The organism is Nocardia carnea, assembly GCF_029868855.1.
Taxonomy (GTDB): domain Bacteria; phylum Actinomycetota; class Actinomycetes; order Mycobacteriales; family Mycobacteriaceae; genus Nocardia; species Nocardia carnea_A.
The window spans coordinates 17,222-32,242 of sequence record NZ_JARWOV010000220.1 but is presented as its reverse complement, the minus strand read 5'-3'; the positions used below and the strand labels follow the sequence as shown (position 1 = coordinate 32,242).

Here is a 15,021-nt window from a genome sequence, read left to right as displayed (position 1 = left end):
CCATCGCGCAACCACGAACATGGCGCCGTCCCGGGCCGGGGACGTACCGCGCCTCAGGCGTCGTCCAGCAACTCCGCCGTGACCGCCGATTCGGTATCCGGCACGCCGAGTTCCTTCGCCCGCCGGTCGGCCATGGACAGCAGCCGCCGGATCCGCCCGGCCACCGCGTCCTTGGTCATCGGCGGGTCGGCGAGCTGGCCGAGTTCTTCGAGGGAGGCCTGCCGGTGTTCGACGCGCAGTTTCCCCGCCGCCGCCAGATGGTCCGGGACATCGTCGCCGAGCAGTTCCAGCGCACGCTCGACCCGGGCCGCCGCCGCGACCGCGGCACGCGCCGAACGCCGCAGATTGGCATCGTCGAAGTTGGCGAGCCGGTTGGCGGTGGCGCGGACCTCGCGCCGCATCCGGCGTTCCTCCCAGGTGAGACGGGTGTCCTGGGCGCCCATCCGGGTGAGCAGTGCGCCGATCGCCTCACCGTCGCGGACCACGACCCGGTCGGTGCCGCGTACCTCCCGCGCTTTCGCCGAGATACCGAGCCGCCGCGCGGCGCCCACCAATGCCAACGCCGCCTCCGGACCGGGGCAGCTCACCTCGAGTGCCGAGGAGCGGCCGGGTTCGGTGAGCGAGCCGTGGGCCAGGAAGGCGCCGCGCCACGCGGCTTCGGCATCGGCGACACTGCCGCCGACGACCTGGGCGGGTAGTCCGCGCACGGGCCGGCCGCGCACATCCAGCAATCCGGTCTGGCGGGCGAGGGCCTCGCCCTCCTTCGCCACCCGGACCACGTACCGGGAGGATTTGCGCAGGCCACCGGCACTGAGCACATGCACATCCGACCCGTATCCGTAGAGTTCGAAGATCTCCCGCCGCAACCGCCGCGCGATGGACAACATATCGACTTCGGCTTCGACGATCACCCGCCCACCGACGATATGCAGACCGCCGGCGAAACGCAGCAGGGCGGACAGTTCGGCTTTACGCGCACTCACCTGTGTTATGGCGAGCCGGCTCAACTCGTCTTTCACTTCGGCTGTCATCGCCACGAGACGTGCTCCTTTCCACCCAACCCGGACCGCACATCCTGACCCATGTGCCGTCCCTCGACTCGAAGCCCCGACAACGCCGGCCGAGGCTCGCGGATCAGTTGATCCAGTGCGGCGGCGAGTTTTCCGGCATCGTGCCGGGCCGTTCCCGCGTCGGCGACATCGGAAAAGACTACTCGTGCCCGCAGTTGCCCGGCCGCTCTGGCCACATGTTCGCGCTCGCGTCCCTCCGGTACGCACCCGGAATCGACCAGAACCTCGTCGACCGCGAAATCCGGTGCGTGCTGGGACAATACATGCAGATGACGTTCGGCGGAGAAACCCGCCGTCTCACCGGGCTGTGCGACCAGGTTCAGGATCAGCACCTTACGCGCCCGGGTGTAGACCAGCGCGTCGCGCAGGCCGGGCACCAGCAGATGCGGGATCACACTGGTGAACCACGAACCGGGTCCCAGGATCACCGCATCCGCTCGTTCGATGGCAGCGGTGGCGTCGGCACAGGCCGGCGGGTCGGCGGGCAGCAGGCGCACGCGGCGCACCTTGCCGGGGGTCGTGGCCACGGCGACCTGGCCGCGGATACAGCGGCTCACCCGCGGATCGGCCTCCAACCCCGAGACATCGGCCTCGATATCCAGCGGAAGGGTCGACATGGGCAGCACCCGGCCGCTGATACCGAGCAGCTCGCCGACCTTGTCGAGGGCGGCCACCGGATCGCCCAGCACCTCGGTGAGACCGGCCAACAGCAGATTGCCGACCGAATGCCCGGCCAGCGCGCCGGTGCCGCCGAACCGATGCTGGACGGTCCGGGTGAGGACGCCGTCGGCATCGGCGGCCAGCGCCGCCAGGGCCATCCGCAGGTCGCCGGGTGGCGGCACCCCGAGTTCCCGGCGCAGGCGGCCGGAGGAGCCACCGTCGTCGGCGACGGTGACCACCGCGCTGATCCGCCGGGTGAGCCGGCGCACCGCCGACAAGGTGGCATAGAGACCGTGTCCGCCGCCGAGCGCCACCACCGCGGGACCGCGGCGACTCGTGAGGCCGTTGTCGGGGCCGCTCATTCGCGCCCCAGATCCCGATGCAGCACCCGGACCGTATCGACCGGACCGTCCGCATCGTCGTCGATGCTGCGGCCGGCCAGCTGACCGAGGGCCTCGGCGATCGCGACACTGCGATGTCTGCCGCCGGTACAGCCCACTGCGACGGTCATGTATCGCTTCCCCTCTTGGCGGTAACCCTGGGTGGTCAGCTCGATCAGATGCTCGCAGGTCCGCAGATAGTCCTCGGCACCCGGACGCGACAGCACGTAGTCACTGACCACCGCTTCCTGACCGGTGTGCTGCCGAAGTTCTGGAACCCAGTGCGGGTTGGGCAGGAAACGCACATCCAACACCATGTCCGCGTCCAGCGGGACACCGTACTTGAATCCGAACGATTGCACGGTCAGCTGCAGTGCGGCGGGCGTGCCGCCGCCGTAGACCTCCTCCAGTTTGCGGTGCAACTGGTGGATCGACAGCTCCGTGGTGTCGATGACCACATCGGCGGCGGCCTTCACCCCGGCGAGCCGGACCCGTTCGGCGGCTATACCGGCCGACAGGGTCCCGTCGGCGCTGTCGTTCTGCAGTGGGTGGCGGCGGCGGGCGAACCCGAAGCGGCGGATCAGCACATCGTCGGAGGCTTCCAGGAACAGGATCCGGGTGGGGACTCCGCGGGCGCGCAACTGTTCGGTGACCGCGGGGAGGTCGCCGGTGAAGAACCGGCTGCGCACATCCATCACGATTGCCAGCCGCCGGATGGGCGGGTCCGCCGAGGCGCCGAGTTCGACCATCCGCCCGATCAGTTCCGGTGGCAGGTTGTCGGTGACATACCAGCCGAGATCCTCCAGAACTCGCGCGGCGGTCCCCCGCCCGGCCCCGGACAGCCCGGTCACCATCACGACTTCGACCGGGGTCCCCGAAACCGGTCCCTCACCCGGCATCACTTTCGTACTGCTGTTCGATTCGACGCGAGTCATGTACCACCCGGATCTGTGTTCGGGAATGCGTTTCGGTCACCTTGCTGTAGCGCGTGCGCCCGGCCCCTGCCCCGGAGCGCAGGAACACAACGGCGGGGACGCAGAAACAAACGTACGTGACCCGCGCCGGTCACCGCGCCGTTGCGCCGTGCGCCGCGCCGGACGCTATCGGTCGTGCAGGGCGGCCAGCACCGCCTCCGCGGTGGCCCGGCCGATACCGGGCACCTCGATGATCTCCTCCACGGTCGCCTCCTTCAGCCGGGCCACCGAGCCGAAATGCGTGACCAGCGCGGTACGGCGGGCGGCGCCGAGCCCGCGCACCGAATCCAGCGCGGAGGCGGTCATCCGCCGGGATCGTTTACTGCGATGGAAGGTGATGGCGAACCGGTGGGCTTCGTCACGTACGCGCTGGAGCAGGTAGAGCGCCTCACTCGTGCGCGGCAGGACCACCGGATCGGGCTCGCCCGGCACCCAGACCTCTTCCAGCCGTTTCGCCAGCCCCACCACTGCGACATCGGTGATACCGAGCTCGTCGAGCACCTCGGCCGCGGCCGCGACCTGCGGGGCGCCACCGTCGACGACGTACAGATTCGGCGGATAGGCAAACTTCCGGGGGCGACCGGTCTTCGGATCGATCCCGGGCCGACCGGTGATCTCGTCGTCCGCGAGGTCCGCTGCCACCGATGTGGTCCCGAACTCCGGCACCTCGGCCGTCCCGGCGAGATCGGCCTGTTCGGTGGCATCACGCTCCCGGCGCAACCGCAGGAACCGGCGCCGGGTGACCTCGGCGATACTGGCGACATCGTCGGAGCGGCCCCCGCCGGCCGCCTCCCGGATCGCATAGTGCCGGTAATCGGATTTCTTGGGCAGTCCGTCCTCGAACACCACCAGCGAGGCCACCACATCGGTGCCCTGGACATGACTGATGTCGACGCATTCGATCCGCAGCGGGGCGGTATCGAGGTCGAGAGCGTCCTGGATATCCTGCAGCGCCACCGAACGGGAGGTCAGATCGCCGGCCCGGCGGAGTTTGTGCTGCGCGAGCGCCTCGGTGGCGTTGCGGGCGACGGTTTCGGCGAGCGCCTTCTTGTCGCCGCGCTGGGGTACCCGTACCCGCACGGCACCGCCCCGCAGTTGCGACAGCCAGCGCTGGACCTCGTCGACATCGGCGGGCTCCGCCGGTACCAGGACCTCCCGCGGGACAACCGCCGCCGGCTGGTCCCCGGCGGTCTGCGCGGCGATCGCGGCCTGCTCACCGTAGAACTGGGTGAGGAACTGTTCCACCAGCGCGGCGAGTTCCCCGCCCTGTTCCGGGGTATCGGCGGCGTCCCCGGATTTGTCCACCACCCAGCCGCGCTGGCCACGCACCCGGCCGTCGCGCACATGGAAGACCTGCACCGCGACCTCCAGATCGTCGCCGGCGAAAGCGATCACATCCGCGTCGGTACCGTCGCCGAGTACCACGGCCTGCTTTTCCAGCGCCCGGCGCAGGGCTTGCGCATCGTCGCGGAGCCGGGCCGCGGTCTCGAAATCGAGGTCCTCGGACGCGGCGTGCATCCGGCGTTCCAATTCCTTGACCATCCGGTCGGTCCGACCGGCCAGGAAATCGCAGAAATCGTCGACGATCCGCCGGTGCTCATCCGCCGAAACCCGATCCACACACGGCGCCGAACATTTGTCGATATATCCGAGCAGACAGGGCCGGCCGATCTGCCCGTGCCGTTTGAACACCCCGGCCGAACAGGTTCGGGCCGGAAAAACCCGCAGCAGCAGATCGAGGGTTTCCCGTATCGCCCACGCATGGGCGTAGGGCCCGAAATAGCGGACCCCTTTCTTCCGCGCACCCCGGTAAACGAACAGCCGCGGATATTCCTCGTTGAGGGTGACCGCCAGCACCGGATAGGATTTGTCGTCGCGGTAGCGGACGTTGAAACGGGGATCGAATTCCTTGATCCAGTTGTATTCCAGCTGCAGCGCTTCCACCTCGGTGGAAACCACGGTCCATTCCACACTCGCGGCGGTGGTGACCATCTGCCGCGTCCGCGGATGTAATGCGGCCACATCGGCGAAATACGAGTTGAGCCGATTACGCAGACTTTTCGCCTTGCCGACGTAGACGACCTGCCCGTATGAGTCACGGAATTTGTAGACACCGGGTTCGAGCGGAATACTGCCCGGCTGCGGCCGGTACGTCGCGGGATCTGCCACGGGTCCAAGGTTAGTAGCGGGCTCGGACAGACTTCGCCGCCGGTCGGGTATGCGCCGGAACCCCGGGCCGAGGACCGGCGGCAATCGGTACTGCGGCGTCCCGGCTGCGCAGCACCCCGCGGCACCTGGATCGGCGCGGCCGATCGGTGCGCGGCGCCATCACGCTCGGTGGTTCGGCCTCCATATGTCGTACCGGACGGCTACAGTGCGGAATATGCGCCCGGTACAACGGATTCGGTACGCACTGACCATTACGGGCCTGCTCGTGGCCGCATCCCTGAGTGGGTGCTCCGGCGACACCGATACCGCGGGCCCGTGCACGCCGGTGCCCAACGGCACCGCCGTCACCGCCGCCCCCGGCCCCGGCTCGGCGGCGCCGGCCACCCGCGATCTCGCGACCAACCCGGAGATCGCCTCCGGCTACCGGTCCGATATGACCGCCGTGCGCACCACCGGTTATGCCGTATCCACCGCCAACTCGCATGCCACCCGCGCCGCCTGCGAAGTGCTGCGGGCCGGTGGTACCGCGGCGGATGCGCTGATCACGGCCCAGACCGTACTGGGGATCACCGAACCGCAGGCCTCCGGGCTCGGCGGCGGGGCCTTCCTGCTGTACTACAACGCGGAGAACGAGACCATCGAAGCCTACGACGGGCGGGAGACCGCCCCGGCCGCCGCGACGGAGAACTACCTGCGCTGGATCAGCGATACCGACCGCACCGAACCGCGGCCGGATGCCCGCGCCAGTGGGCGCTCCATCGGGGTCCCGGGGGTCGTGCGGATGCTCGGGATGGTGCATGCCGAGCACGGGCACACCGCGTGGCGCGAACTGTTCGATCCGGCCGTCGCCCTGGCCGATCAGGGTTTCGAGATCAGTCCGCGGCTGGCCGGCCAGATCGCCGAATCCGCGCCCGAGCTGGCCCGCGATCAGGCGGCCGCCGAATACTTCCTCGAACCGGACGGTTCCCCCAAACCCGCCGGGACGGTACTCACCAATCCGGCGCTGTCGAAAACTCTGAGCACACTGGCCACCGAGGGCGCCGACGCGTTCTACACCGGGCCCATCGCCCAGGACATCGTTGCCGCCACCGCGGCGAGCACCGGCGGCCGCACTCCCGGTGCGCTGACGGCCGCGGACCTGGCCGGCTATCGGGCAGTGAAGCGAACACCGCTGTGCACCGGTTACCGGGAACACGAGATCTGCGGAATGCCGGGTCCTTCCTCCGGCGGCACCACCGTCGCGGCCACCCTCGGCATACTGGAGAACTTCGATATCCCGGCACTGCCGCCCGAACGCGTCGACCGCAACGGCGGAGTCCCGCGCGCCGAGGCCGTCCATCTGATCGCGGAGGCGGAGCGGCTCGCGTACGCCGACCGCGACAAATACATCGCCGATCCGGATTATGTTCCGCCACCCGGCGATTCCCCGCAGACCCTGGTCGACCCGGAGTATCTGCGACAGCGGGCCGGGCTCATCGATCCGGGCGGCAGCATGGGTACCGCCCGGCCCGGCGATTTCGGCCCCACCACGCCCGGAGCCGGTCCCCAGACCCCAGAGCACGGCACCAGCCATATCTCGGTGGTCGATTCCTACGGCAATGCCGCGGCCATGACCACCACCGTGGAATCGGCGTTCGGCTCGTTCCACATGGTCGACGGGTTCCTGCTGAACAACCAGCTCACCGATTTCTCGGCCGACCCGCTCGATACCGCCGGCGTACCCGTGGCGAATCGGGTCGAACCGGGTAAACGCCCACGCAGCTCCATGAGCCCGACCCTGGTGTTCGAACCCGGTCCCGGCTCCGGGCCCGGCACCCTCACCCATGTGGTCGGCTCACCCGGGGGTTCGGTGATCATCCAGTTCGTGGTGAAAACCCTGGTGGGCATGCTGGATTGGGGCCTGGATCCGCAGCAGGCGGTCTCCGCCGTATCGTTCGGTGCCGCGAACACCCCGCTCACCGGCGTAGGCGGTGAACATCCCGCGATCGATACCCGCGACGACGGCGCCCACGACCCGCTCGTCACCGCCTTGCGTGAGCGTGGGCACCAGGTTTCGGTGGCGCCACAGACGAGCGGGCTCAGCGTCCTGAGCCGCGACGGTGAGAACCACTGGATCGGCGGCGCCGATCCGCGGCGCGAAGGCGAGGTCTTGGGCGACACCCACTGATCCACAAGTCCGCATGCCGTGAGCTGTTGGTATGCGTACTCCCGGCCCCCGCAAGTGTGAGGTGCCTCGCCGAATACAGCGAAAAGGTTGCCGGCCGGTAGCGGATGTGCGATTTTGGTTTCAGAGCCCGATGACGTGGGCTTCCGGACGAGAGGGTCGTACCCGGCGTGCGACAAGACGACCCACGGAGGTCGTCATGGCATTGTCGTGGATCGTTCTCGTGGTATCCGGCGTGCTGGAGGCGGTGTGGGCCACCGCGCTGGGCAAAACCGAAGGTTTCTCCAAATGGCCCCCGACCGTGCTGTTCGCCGCCGCACTCGTCGCCAGTATGGGTGGGCTCGCCTACGCAATGCGTGATCTGCCGGTGGGCACCGCGTACTCGGTGTGGGTGGGTATCGGAGCGGTACTCACCGTCGTCTATGCGATGGCCACCGGGGAAGAACCGGTCACGATCGGGAAGTTGGTCTTTCTGACGATGATCATTTCCGGAGTGGTCGGACTGAAGCTCGCCCACTGAGCAGCGCAAAACCGTTTGACGCCCACACAGTCCGGCCCAAGATGGTTGATATGGACGCGCCGAAAGTGACCTTGCGGAAAATGACGGAGACCGAGTACGAGCACGCGACCCGGCATCGCGAAGCCGAGGGAGCCCGCGCACTCGCCGAATTCATGCCCGAGGCGGAGGCATGGAAACGATCGCGGCAGGGTACGGCGCACTTCCTTCCCGATGGGCCTGATACCACAGGCCATCACCTCGTCGTCGCCGAGAACGAGTCCGGCGAGGTTGTCGGCAATGCGTGGATCGGGCCCGATCCGCAGAATACGACCGGCACAGCCGACTCGGCGTGGCTGTATGACATCAACGTGTTCGAACGCTTCCGCCGCAAGGGCTACGGGTCTGCGATGTTGGCCGCGGTAGAGGAGCTGGTTGCCGCCGAGCACCGCACCAGGCTGGGACTGAATGTGGTGGGCGACAATGCGGCAGCGATCGCGCTGTACCGCCGAAACGGGTATCGCGTTTCATCGATGCATATGGACAAGCAGCTTCATTCTCGGTGACCGCTCGGCACGGCCGCGGACCGCGGTCGGCCGGTACCGGGTTCCCACGGTGGTAAGCGCATGGCCGACCGGTGTTCGATACCCCGGCCGGCCATGCGGGTCGACTGCTGTGGGCTCAGGCGGCGTCGGTGTATTTCGCGCCGAGCTCGCGGAGCCGGTCCAGGGCGGCGGCGGCACGCTCACCGTCGTTGGAGCGGATGGCCAGCATCGGGACGTAGTCGTCGTTCACCAGCTCCAGCCGGGCCCACGCCTTACGGTCGGGAAAGGACACACCACGTATGTGTTTCCATTCGAATTCGTTGTCGCCCAGCACATTACGTACCACTACGCCACGTTCACCGGCACGCACCCGCGGCCTGGTGAGCAGCAGAACGGCGATGGCGCCGAAGATACCGATACACGCCATCGCGAACTGATCGACCACCCGGAAGTTCACCCCGGTGTAGTCCACCCGCAGGAATACCCCGAGCAGGACGAACGCCACCACGAGGCAGACGGCCACGATGAACGCGGTCCGGCGCGCTTTACGCGGGCGCACCTCGAACTCCCATTCGGGCGACGGCTCCTGGGCGGAGTTCACACCTCGCCGCAGAATACGCACCACCGGCACCGCTCAGCCCGCCGCGCGCAGCCCGCGCAGGGTCAGGGCGGCATCCAGCGCGGCCGCGGCCGCCTGCTCACCTTTGTTCTCCACCGAACCGGGCAACCCGGCCCGGTCCAGCGCCTGCTGTTCGTTGTTCGTGGTGAGTACACCGTTGGCGACCGGGGTGCTCTCGTCCAGCGAAACCCGGGTCAGGCCGGCGGTCACCGCATCGCACACATACTCGAAATGTGGGGTGTCGCCACGGATCACCACACCCAGCGCCACCACTGCGTCGTGGGTGCGGGCCAGCTCCTGCGCCAGAACCGGCAACTCCATCGCGCCGGCGCACCGTGCGACGGTGGTGTGCCGGACACCCGCGTCCGCGGCCACGCGTTCGGCGTTGGCGACGAGGGTGTCGCAGATCTCGGTGTGCCAGCGCGACGCGACAATGGCCAGACGCAAACCCTGCGCGTCGGCGAGCGCGAACTCCGGTACGCCGGTGCCGCTCATCGGTTTCCGCCTTTCGATCCGGCTACGGTCATTGCGCTGTTTCCCCCAGATCCAGGTCGTCCAGGCCCACCAGGTCGTGGCCCATCCGGTCACGTTTGGTGCGCAGATAGCGCAGATTCTCGGCGTTGGCCCGCACCGGCATCGGGACGCGCTCGGTGATCCGCAGGCCGTAACCGTCGAGCCCGACCCGTTTCGCCGGGTTGTTCGTGAGCAGCCGCATCGACCGCAGCCCGAGATCGACCAGGATCTGGGCGCCGGTTCCGTAATCGCGGGCATCGGCCGGCAGTCCGAGTTCGATATTGGCGTCGACGGTATCGTGCCCGGAATCCTGCAGCTGATAGGCCTGTAATTTGTGCATCAGGCCGATACCCCGGCCTTCGTGCCCGCGCATGTACAGCACCACACCGCGCCCTTCGGCGGCCACCATTTCCAGGGCGGCATCCAGTTGCGGGCCGCAATCGCAGCGCAGCGAACCGAAGACATCGCCGGTGAGGCATTCCGAATGCACCCGGACCAGGACATCCTCGCCGTCGCCGATATCGCCGCGCACCAGGGCCACATGTTCGACATCGTCGTAGATGCTCTGGTAGCCGACCGCGGTGAATTCACCGTGCACGGTCGGGATCCGCGCCTGCGCCACCCGCACCACATGCTTCTCGTGCTTACGGCGCCACGAGATCATCTCCGCGATGGAGATCAACGCCAGTTCGTGTTCGTCGGCGAATACGCGCAGCTCATCGGTGCGGGCCATATGCCCGTCTTCCTTCTGGCTGACTATCTCGCAGATCACGCCCGCCGGGCGCAACCCCGCCATCCGGGCCAGATCCACCGCGGCCTCGGTATGGCCGGGCCGCCGCAGCACTCCGCCGTCCTTGGCCCGCAGCGGCACCACGTGTCCCGGACGGGTGAAATCGTTTGGTTTGGCATCGCCGTCGGCGAGCAGCCGGATGGTGGTGGCGCGGTCGGCACCGGAGATACCGGTCGTCACACCTTCCTTGGCGTCGACGGAGACGGTGTAGGCGGTTCCGTGCTTGTCCTGGTTCACCGCGTACATCGGCGGCAGGCCGAGACGGTCGCAGTCGTCACCGGTGAGCGGTACGCAGATATACCCCGAGGTGTACCGGATCATGAACGCCACGAGTTCCGGGGTGGCTTTCTCCGCGGCGAAGATGAGGTCGCCCTCGTTCTCCCGGTCCTCGTCGTCGACCACGACGACCGGTTTACCGGCCGCGATATCGGCGACGGCGCGCTCGATGCTGTCGAACCTGGTCACGTCTGCAATGCTCCATCTCGATTGGTCGCTGATCACACTACTGGGTCCGTCCGGCCCGTCCGGGCGCGGCCGGAAGTATCAACCGCGCTGATGGAGGCGCTCGACGTACTTCGCGATCACATCGACTTCCAGGTTCACGACGGTCCCGGCGGCGGCGGAGCCGAGGTCGGTGAGGCTCAGGGTGGTCGGGATGAGGGAGACCTCGAACCAGTCGCGGGCGCCGTCGGCGGCCGGTGTTTCGGCGCGGCCGAGCCCGGATACGGTGAGCGAAATACCGTTCACCGTGATGGAGCCCTTCTCCACCACATACTTGGCGATCGGGTCCGGGAGCGAGATCCGCACCACCTCCCAGTTCTCGCCGGGCGTGCGGCTCAGGATGGTGCCGGTGCCGTCCACGTGCCCCTGCACGATATGGCCGCCGAGGCGGCTGTTCACGGCGGCGGCCCGCTCGAGATTGACCTGGGCACCGGGGCCGAGCCCGCCGATACTCGACCGGCGCAGCGTTTCGCCCATCACATCGACGGTGAACACGTCGTCGTTGACATCGACGACGGTGAGGCACACTCCGTTGACCGCAATGGAATCGCCGTGCCCGGCATCGGAGGTGACCAGTTTGCCGCGGATGGTCAGCCGGGCCGAGTCGGTCAGCTGTTCGCAGGCGACGATCTCACCCAGCTCCTCGACAATGCCTGTGAACATGCCTTCTCCCGTTCGCATCGGTGTTCCGCCTACGGAACGGCGCCAGCGGTACCGAATATTCCCAGTTCGCCGTCCAGGACCAGACTAGTTGGCGCCCGGACCGGCCGACCATGGCTGCCCACTCGCCGGAACACCGGCCACTCCGGCCGCCGGCCCGGTACGCCTCGGCCCGCCGGTTTCGGCGAATCGACCGGAAATTTTGCTGTTGGATGACTGCGGTCACAATTTCCCGCCAGGCCATGTGAACGCTCCGACGAGCGGATCTATGGTCCAGGCCGATCCAGGACGCACGTTCTTTTCCCGGCCGAGACCGCATCGAAACCGGAAATGTTCCTCGATTTGCGCGCTCACACCGGCCGACGCAATATGGTGAGGTGATCGGTCCACCGCCCTCGACCACCCCGCGGCGCGGCCGGACACGATGCTCGTCGATGACGGCCACCGCCGCGGAAGACCGTGCGCCACAAGCCTTCACGAACAACCGGGTAGCAGCGCCACCACCCGGCCGGAACATCCGGCCGCGGGCCGGCGATGCGGTACCCCTCGCCCCAGCGACAGTGTTGTCCGGGCATCGGATCCTGCGGTAACAGCACCGAAAGGATCCGCGCGTCCGCTCCGCCGCGGAAGACCGCGCCCCAGTCAGGCATGTCCATCACCCCAGGAAGCCCAAGCGCCATGACCACATTCACCGAGTCCCCCCTGGAGCAGCACTGCCGGCGATACCGGGAGCGGGATCTGCTGCCGGCCGTGGTCGATCCGGTATCGCGACGCATCCTGCTGCATATCGGCGCGGCCTATGGTGCGGTGACGATGCCCACCGACCTCGGCGAACTGGTACTGCACCGGCTCCGGGCGGCCGGATCGGCCGGCCCGGTCTTCGCGCATCCCCGCGCCGGCCGCTGGACGTTCCTCACCGGCCCCACCCGGCACGACGAATTCCCGGCCACCGCCGCGGCCGAACTGTTCCGTCGCTACACCACGGTCGCCGGCACCGGCAGTCAGATCGTGCTGCCCTCGGCCGAGGACGAAGCCAGCGGCTACCGGCTATGGGTGGCCGGGCCGGACACCTACGGCACCCGGCCCCCGCAGCAGGCGGTGATCGACGCGGTCTGCGAGATCGGTCGCCACTCTTCCTGAGCAGATGAGCCGACGCGACCTCAGTGGGCGGCGTGGTGCGGCGACCGCGCCGCGGCCGCCTGGCTGCGCAGTTTCTCCACGGTCGCACCCGGGTCGGCAGTGTTGTACACGGCCGACCCCGCGACGAAACAGTCGATACCGGCCTCGGCCGCCTGTTCGATGGTGTCGGCGTTGATCCCACCGTCGATCTCCACCACCAGCCGCAACTCCCCCGTGTCGACCAGCCGCCGCACGACTTTCGCCTTGTCCAGCACGGAGGAAATGAACGACTGGCCGCCGAAACCGGGCTCGACACTCATCACCAGCAATGTGTCGAAGTCGCGGAGAATCTCCAGGTACGGCTCGATCGGCGTATTCGGTTTCACCGACAGCCCGGCCTTCGCTCCGGCTGCCCGGATATCGCGGGCCACCGCCACCGGATCGTCGGTCGCCTCGGCATGGAAGGTCACGTTGTAGGCGCCGGCCTCCGCATACGGCGGCGCCCACCGGGCCGGGTCCTCGATCATCAGATGGCAGTCCAGCGGAATATCGGTGGCCTTCAGCAGGCTCTGCACGACCGGCAAACCCAGTGTCAGGTTCGGCACGAAATGCGCGTCCATCACATCGACGTGCAGCCAGTCGGCGGTCGCGACCGCTTCGGCCTCATCGGCCAGCCGCGCGAAATCCGCGGAGAGGATGGACGGGGCGATCATCGGGGCCGCCGGACGGGTGAAGGTGGGCTCGGACGCAGTCACGCGGCGCAGTCTAGTGCTGTCCGGCGACGGCACCGAATGGGCCCGACCGCGCCGACGTGCCGGATACAGCCCTCGGGGATTCGCCGGTACGGGGGCCCAAACCCCGCGCGCGCCGATACGCCGGAAACCCAGTAACCTGCCAGGGTGATCAATACTTCGGCGGAAGAGGGGATTCACGGCTCCCCGGTGGAGATTCGAGTGGCGGCATCGGTGACGCAGCTGCCGATCGTGCGCGGTCTCGCCGAAACTCTGGTGCTGCTCAGCGATTTCACCATGGACGAGGTCGCAGATATCCGGCTCGCGGTGGACGAGGCCTGTTCGACGCTGATCGGCCTGGCGGCACCCGGCACCAGCCTGCACTGCGTGTTCACCATCGGTGAGACCGATCTCCGGGTCCGGGTCGCCGGGGTGGCGGCGCGGGAGGGCCTGCCCGATTCGCGCAGTTTCGGCTGGCATGTGCTCCGTACCCTCACCGATGCGGTGGACGCCCGGCAGGAGTCCTTCGACCAGCAGGTTTCCGGATTTCCGACAGCGGTCGAGTTCCGTCGGGTCCGGGGGAAAGCGTGACCGAACAGGACAAGCCGCTCGACTCCCCCACCGGCGCGCCCGATACTCATGGTCCGGAGCCCGATTCCGGCCGGGGCGGTCACGCCGCGTCGGCCGCGGAGGCCCCGGACGCCGATTCCGAGACCGAGGCGGAGCTGGCGGAATCGAGTCAGGTCGGCGGCTACGACGATGTCGCGGGCCTGTTCACCCAGTTGGCGGCCGCGGAACCGGAGTCCGCCCAGCATGCCGCGCTGCGTAACGAGCTGATCGGCCGCTGTATCCCGCTGGCCGACCATATCGCCCGCAAGTTCAGTGGCCGCGGGGAGCCGTTCGACGATCTGACCCAGGTCGCCCGGGTGGGGCTGGTGCACGCGGTGGACCGTTTCGATGTATCCCGCGGCTCGAATTTCCTGTCGTTCGCGGTACCGACGATCATGGGCGAGGTACGCCGGTATTTCCGGGACAACACCTGGGCGATGCGGGTGCCGCGCCGGGTGAAGGAAACCCATCTGCGCATCGGGGCGGCCGTGGATGCGCTGTCGCAATCGCTGGGCCGTTCGCCGACGGCCAAGGAGATCGCGGCCGAGCTCGATGTCGATCCCGACGAGGTGACGCAGGCGGTGATCGCGGGGAACGCCTACCAGCCCACCTCGATCGATGCGGCATCGGTCGGCCGGGATACCGACGCCTCGCTGCTGGACACGCTCGGCGAGGAGGAGGCGCAGTTCGACCGGGTCGAGGAGTATGTGGCGATCCGGCCGTTGCTGGCGGGGTTGCCGGAGCGGGAACGCCGGATCCTGACCATGCGGTTCTTCGAATCGATGACCCAGACGCAGATCGCCCAGCAAATGGGGATCTCGCAGATGCACGTTTCCCGGATTCTCACGAAAACACTGGCCCGGCTGCGGGAACAGTCGTCACGGGAGTAGGCGCCGGTTCCTTTCCGGTGACTGTTGTGCCCGCTTCGCCGATCGGTCTACCCTCGTCTTTGAGAGATCGAGTGGGTAAATATCTCAGCGAACCATTCGCATCGAGGCCCGCGCTTCTCGCAGACCAGAGC

15 protein-coding genes and 1 riboswitch are annotated in these 15,021 nt (G+C 68.0%); of the genes, 6 read left to right on the top strand and 9 right to left on the bottom strand.

Going from position 1 to position 15,021, the window contains the following annotated elements:
• Positions 1-53 precede the first annotated feature (53 nt).
• From whiA to uvrC, 4 genes are all read right to left on the bottom strand, one after another.
• Positions 54-1,031, bottom strand: coding sequence for a DNA-binding protein WhiA (whiA, locus tag QH195_RS21490; protein ID WP_280424820.1), 978 nt, complete (start codon positions 1,029-1,031; stop codon positions 54-56).
• Positions 1,028-2,092, bottom strand: a complete 1,065-nt coding sequence (locus QH195_RS21485) for a gluconeogenesis factor YvcK family protein (RefSeq protein WP_280424810.1) — start codon at positions 2,090-2,092, stop codon at positions 1,028-1,030. The genes whiA and QH195_RS21485 overlap by 4 nt, the downstream gene beginning before the upstream one ends.
• Positions 2,089-3,009 carry an RNase adapter RapZ gene (gene rapZ / locus QH195_RS21480; protein ID WP_280424821.1) on the bottom strand — a complete coding sequence of 307 codons (921 nt, stop codon included), beginning with the start codon at positions 3,007-3,009 and terminating at the stop codon, positions 2,089-2,091. Before rapZ ends, QH195_RS21485 begins: the two co-directional genes overlap by 4 nt.
• A 201-nt stretch (positions 3,010-3,210) precedes the next feature.
• Positions 3,211-5,253, bottom strand: a complete 2,043-nt coding sequence (uvrC, locus tag QH195_RS21475; protein WP_280436747.1) for an excinuclease ABC subunit UvrC — start codon at positions 5,251-5,253, stop codon at positions 3,211-3,213.
• A 214-nt stretch (positions 5,254-5,467) separates the two neighbouring features.
• Between uvrC and QH195_RS21470 the strand changes: the two genes are divergently transcribed.
• The 3 genes from QH195_RS21470 (at position 5,468) to QH195_RS21460 (ending at position 8,479) form a co-directional block, all read left to right on the top strand.
• Positions 5,468-7,420: a gamma-glutamyltransferase family protein gene (locus tag QH195_RS21470; protein WP_280436746.1), complete on the top strand. Its 1,953-nt coding sequence runs from the start codon at positions 5,468-5,470 to the stop codon at positions 7,418-7,420.
• Between the two features lie 120 nt (positions 7,421-7,540).
• A riboswitch (guanidine-III (ykkC-III) riboswitch) is annotated at positions 7,541-7,607 on the top strand.
• A 15-nt stretch (positions 7,608-7,622) separates the two neighbouring features.
• Entirely contained in the window at positions 7,623-7,937 is a 315-nt protein-coding gene (locus tag QH195_RS21465; protein WP_280424822.1) for a DMT family transporter, read from the top strand.
• Between the two features lie 50 nt (positions 7,938-7,987).
• Positions 7,988-8,479 (top strand): GNAT family N-acetyltransferase, encoded by a 492-nt coding sequence (locus QH195_RS21460; RefSeq protein ID WP_280424813.1) that lies wholly within the window; start codon positions 7,988-7,990, stop codon positions 8,477-8,479.
• A gap of 115 nt (positions 8,480-8,594) precedes the next feature.
• Here the strand turns inward: QH195_RS21460 and QH195_RS21455 are convergent, their stop codons facing one another.
• The 4 genes from QH195_RS21455 to QH195_RS21440 form a co-directional block, all read right to left on the bottom strand.
• Positions 8,595-9,059: a PH domain-containing protein gene (locus QH195_RS21455; protein ID WP_280436745.1), complete on the bottom strand. Its 465-nt coding sequence runs from the start codon at positions 9,057-9,059 to the stop codon at positions 8,595-8,597.
• A 33-nt stretch (positions 9,060-9,092) separates the two neighbouring features.
• Positions 9,093-9,572, bottom strand: a complete 480-nt coding sequence (gene ribH / locus QH195_RS21450) for a 6,7-dimethyl-8-ribityllumazine synthase (protein ID WP_280424815.1) — start codon at positions 9,570-9,572, stop codon at positions 9,093-9,095.
• A 28-nt stretch (positions 9,573-9,600) separates the two neighbouring features.
• Positions 9,601-10,845 carry a bifunctional 3,4-dihydroxy-2-butanone-4-phosphate synthase/GTP cyclohydrolase II gene (locus tag QH195_RS21445; RefSeq protein WP_280424816.1) on the bottom strand — a complete coding sequence of 415 codons (1,245 nt, stop codon included), beginning with the start codon at positions 10,843-10,845 and terminating at the stop codon, positions 9,601-9,603.
• A gap of 78 nt (positions 10,846-10,923) precedes the next feature.
• A complete protein-coding gene (locus tag QH195_RS21440; protein WP_280436744.1) occupies positions 10,924-11,544 on the bottom strand; it encodes a riboflavin synthase in 621 nt (206 codons plus the stop codon).
• Between the two features lie 675 nt (positions 11,545-12,219).
• Here QH195_RS21440 and QH195_RS21435 point away from each other — a divergent pair.
• Positions 12,220-12,681, top strand: coding sequence for a hypothetical protein (locus QH195_RS21435; protein WP_280424818.1), 462 nt, complete (start codon positions 12,220-12,222; stop codon positions 12,679-12,681).
• Between the two features lie 20 nt (positions 12,682-12,701).
• Here the strand turns inward: QH195_RS21435 and rpe are convergent, their stop codons facing one another.
• Positions 12,702-13,373 (bottom strand): ribulose-phosphate 3-epimerase, encoded by a 672-nt coding sequence (gene rpe / locus QH195_RS21430; RefSeq protein WP_280436770.1) that lies wholly within the window; start codon positions 13,371-13,373, stop codon positions 12,702-12,704.
• A 186-nt stretch (positions 13,374-13,559) separates the two neighbouring features.
• On the opposite strand from rpe, the gene QH195_RS21425 reads away from it, so the two are divergent.
• Together QH195_RS21425 and QH195_RS21420 are read left to right on the top strand one after the other, a co-directional pair.
• A complete protein-coding gene (locus tag QH195_RS21425) occupies positions 13,560-13,982 on the top strand; it encodes an ATP-binding protein (protein ID WP_280424819.1) in 423 nt (140 codons plus the stop codon).
• On the top strand, positions 13,979-14,890 hold the full coding sequence (locus QH195_RS21420) for an RNA polymerase sigma factor SigF (protein ID WP_432278847.1): 912 nt from the start codon (positions 13,979-13,981) through the stop codon (positions 14,888-14,890). Before QH195_RS21425 ends, QH195_RS21420 begins: the two co-directional genes overlap by 4 nt.
• The last annotated feature ends 131 nt before the right edge of the window (positions 14,891-15,021 follow it).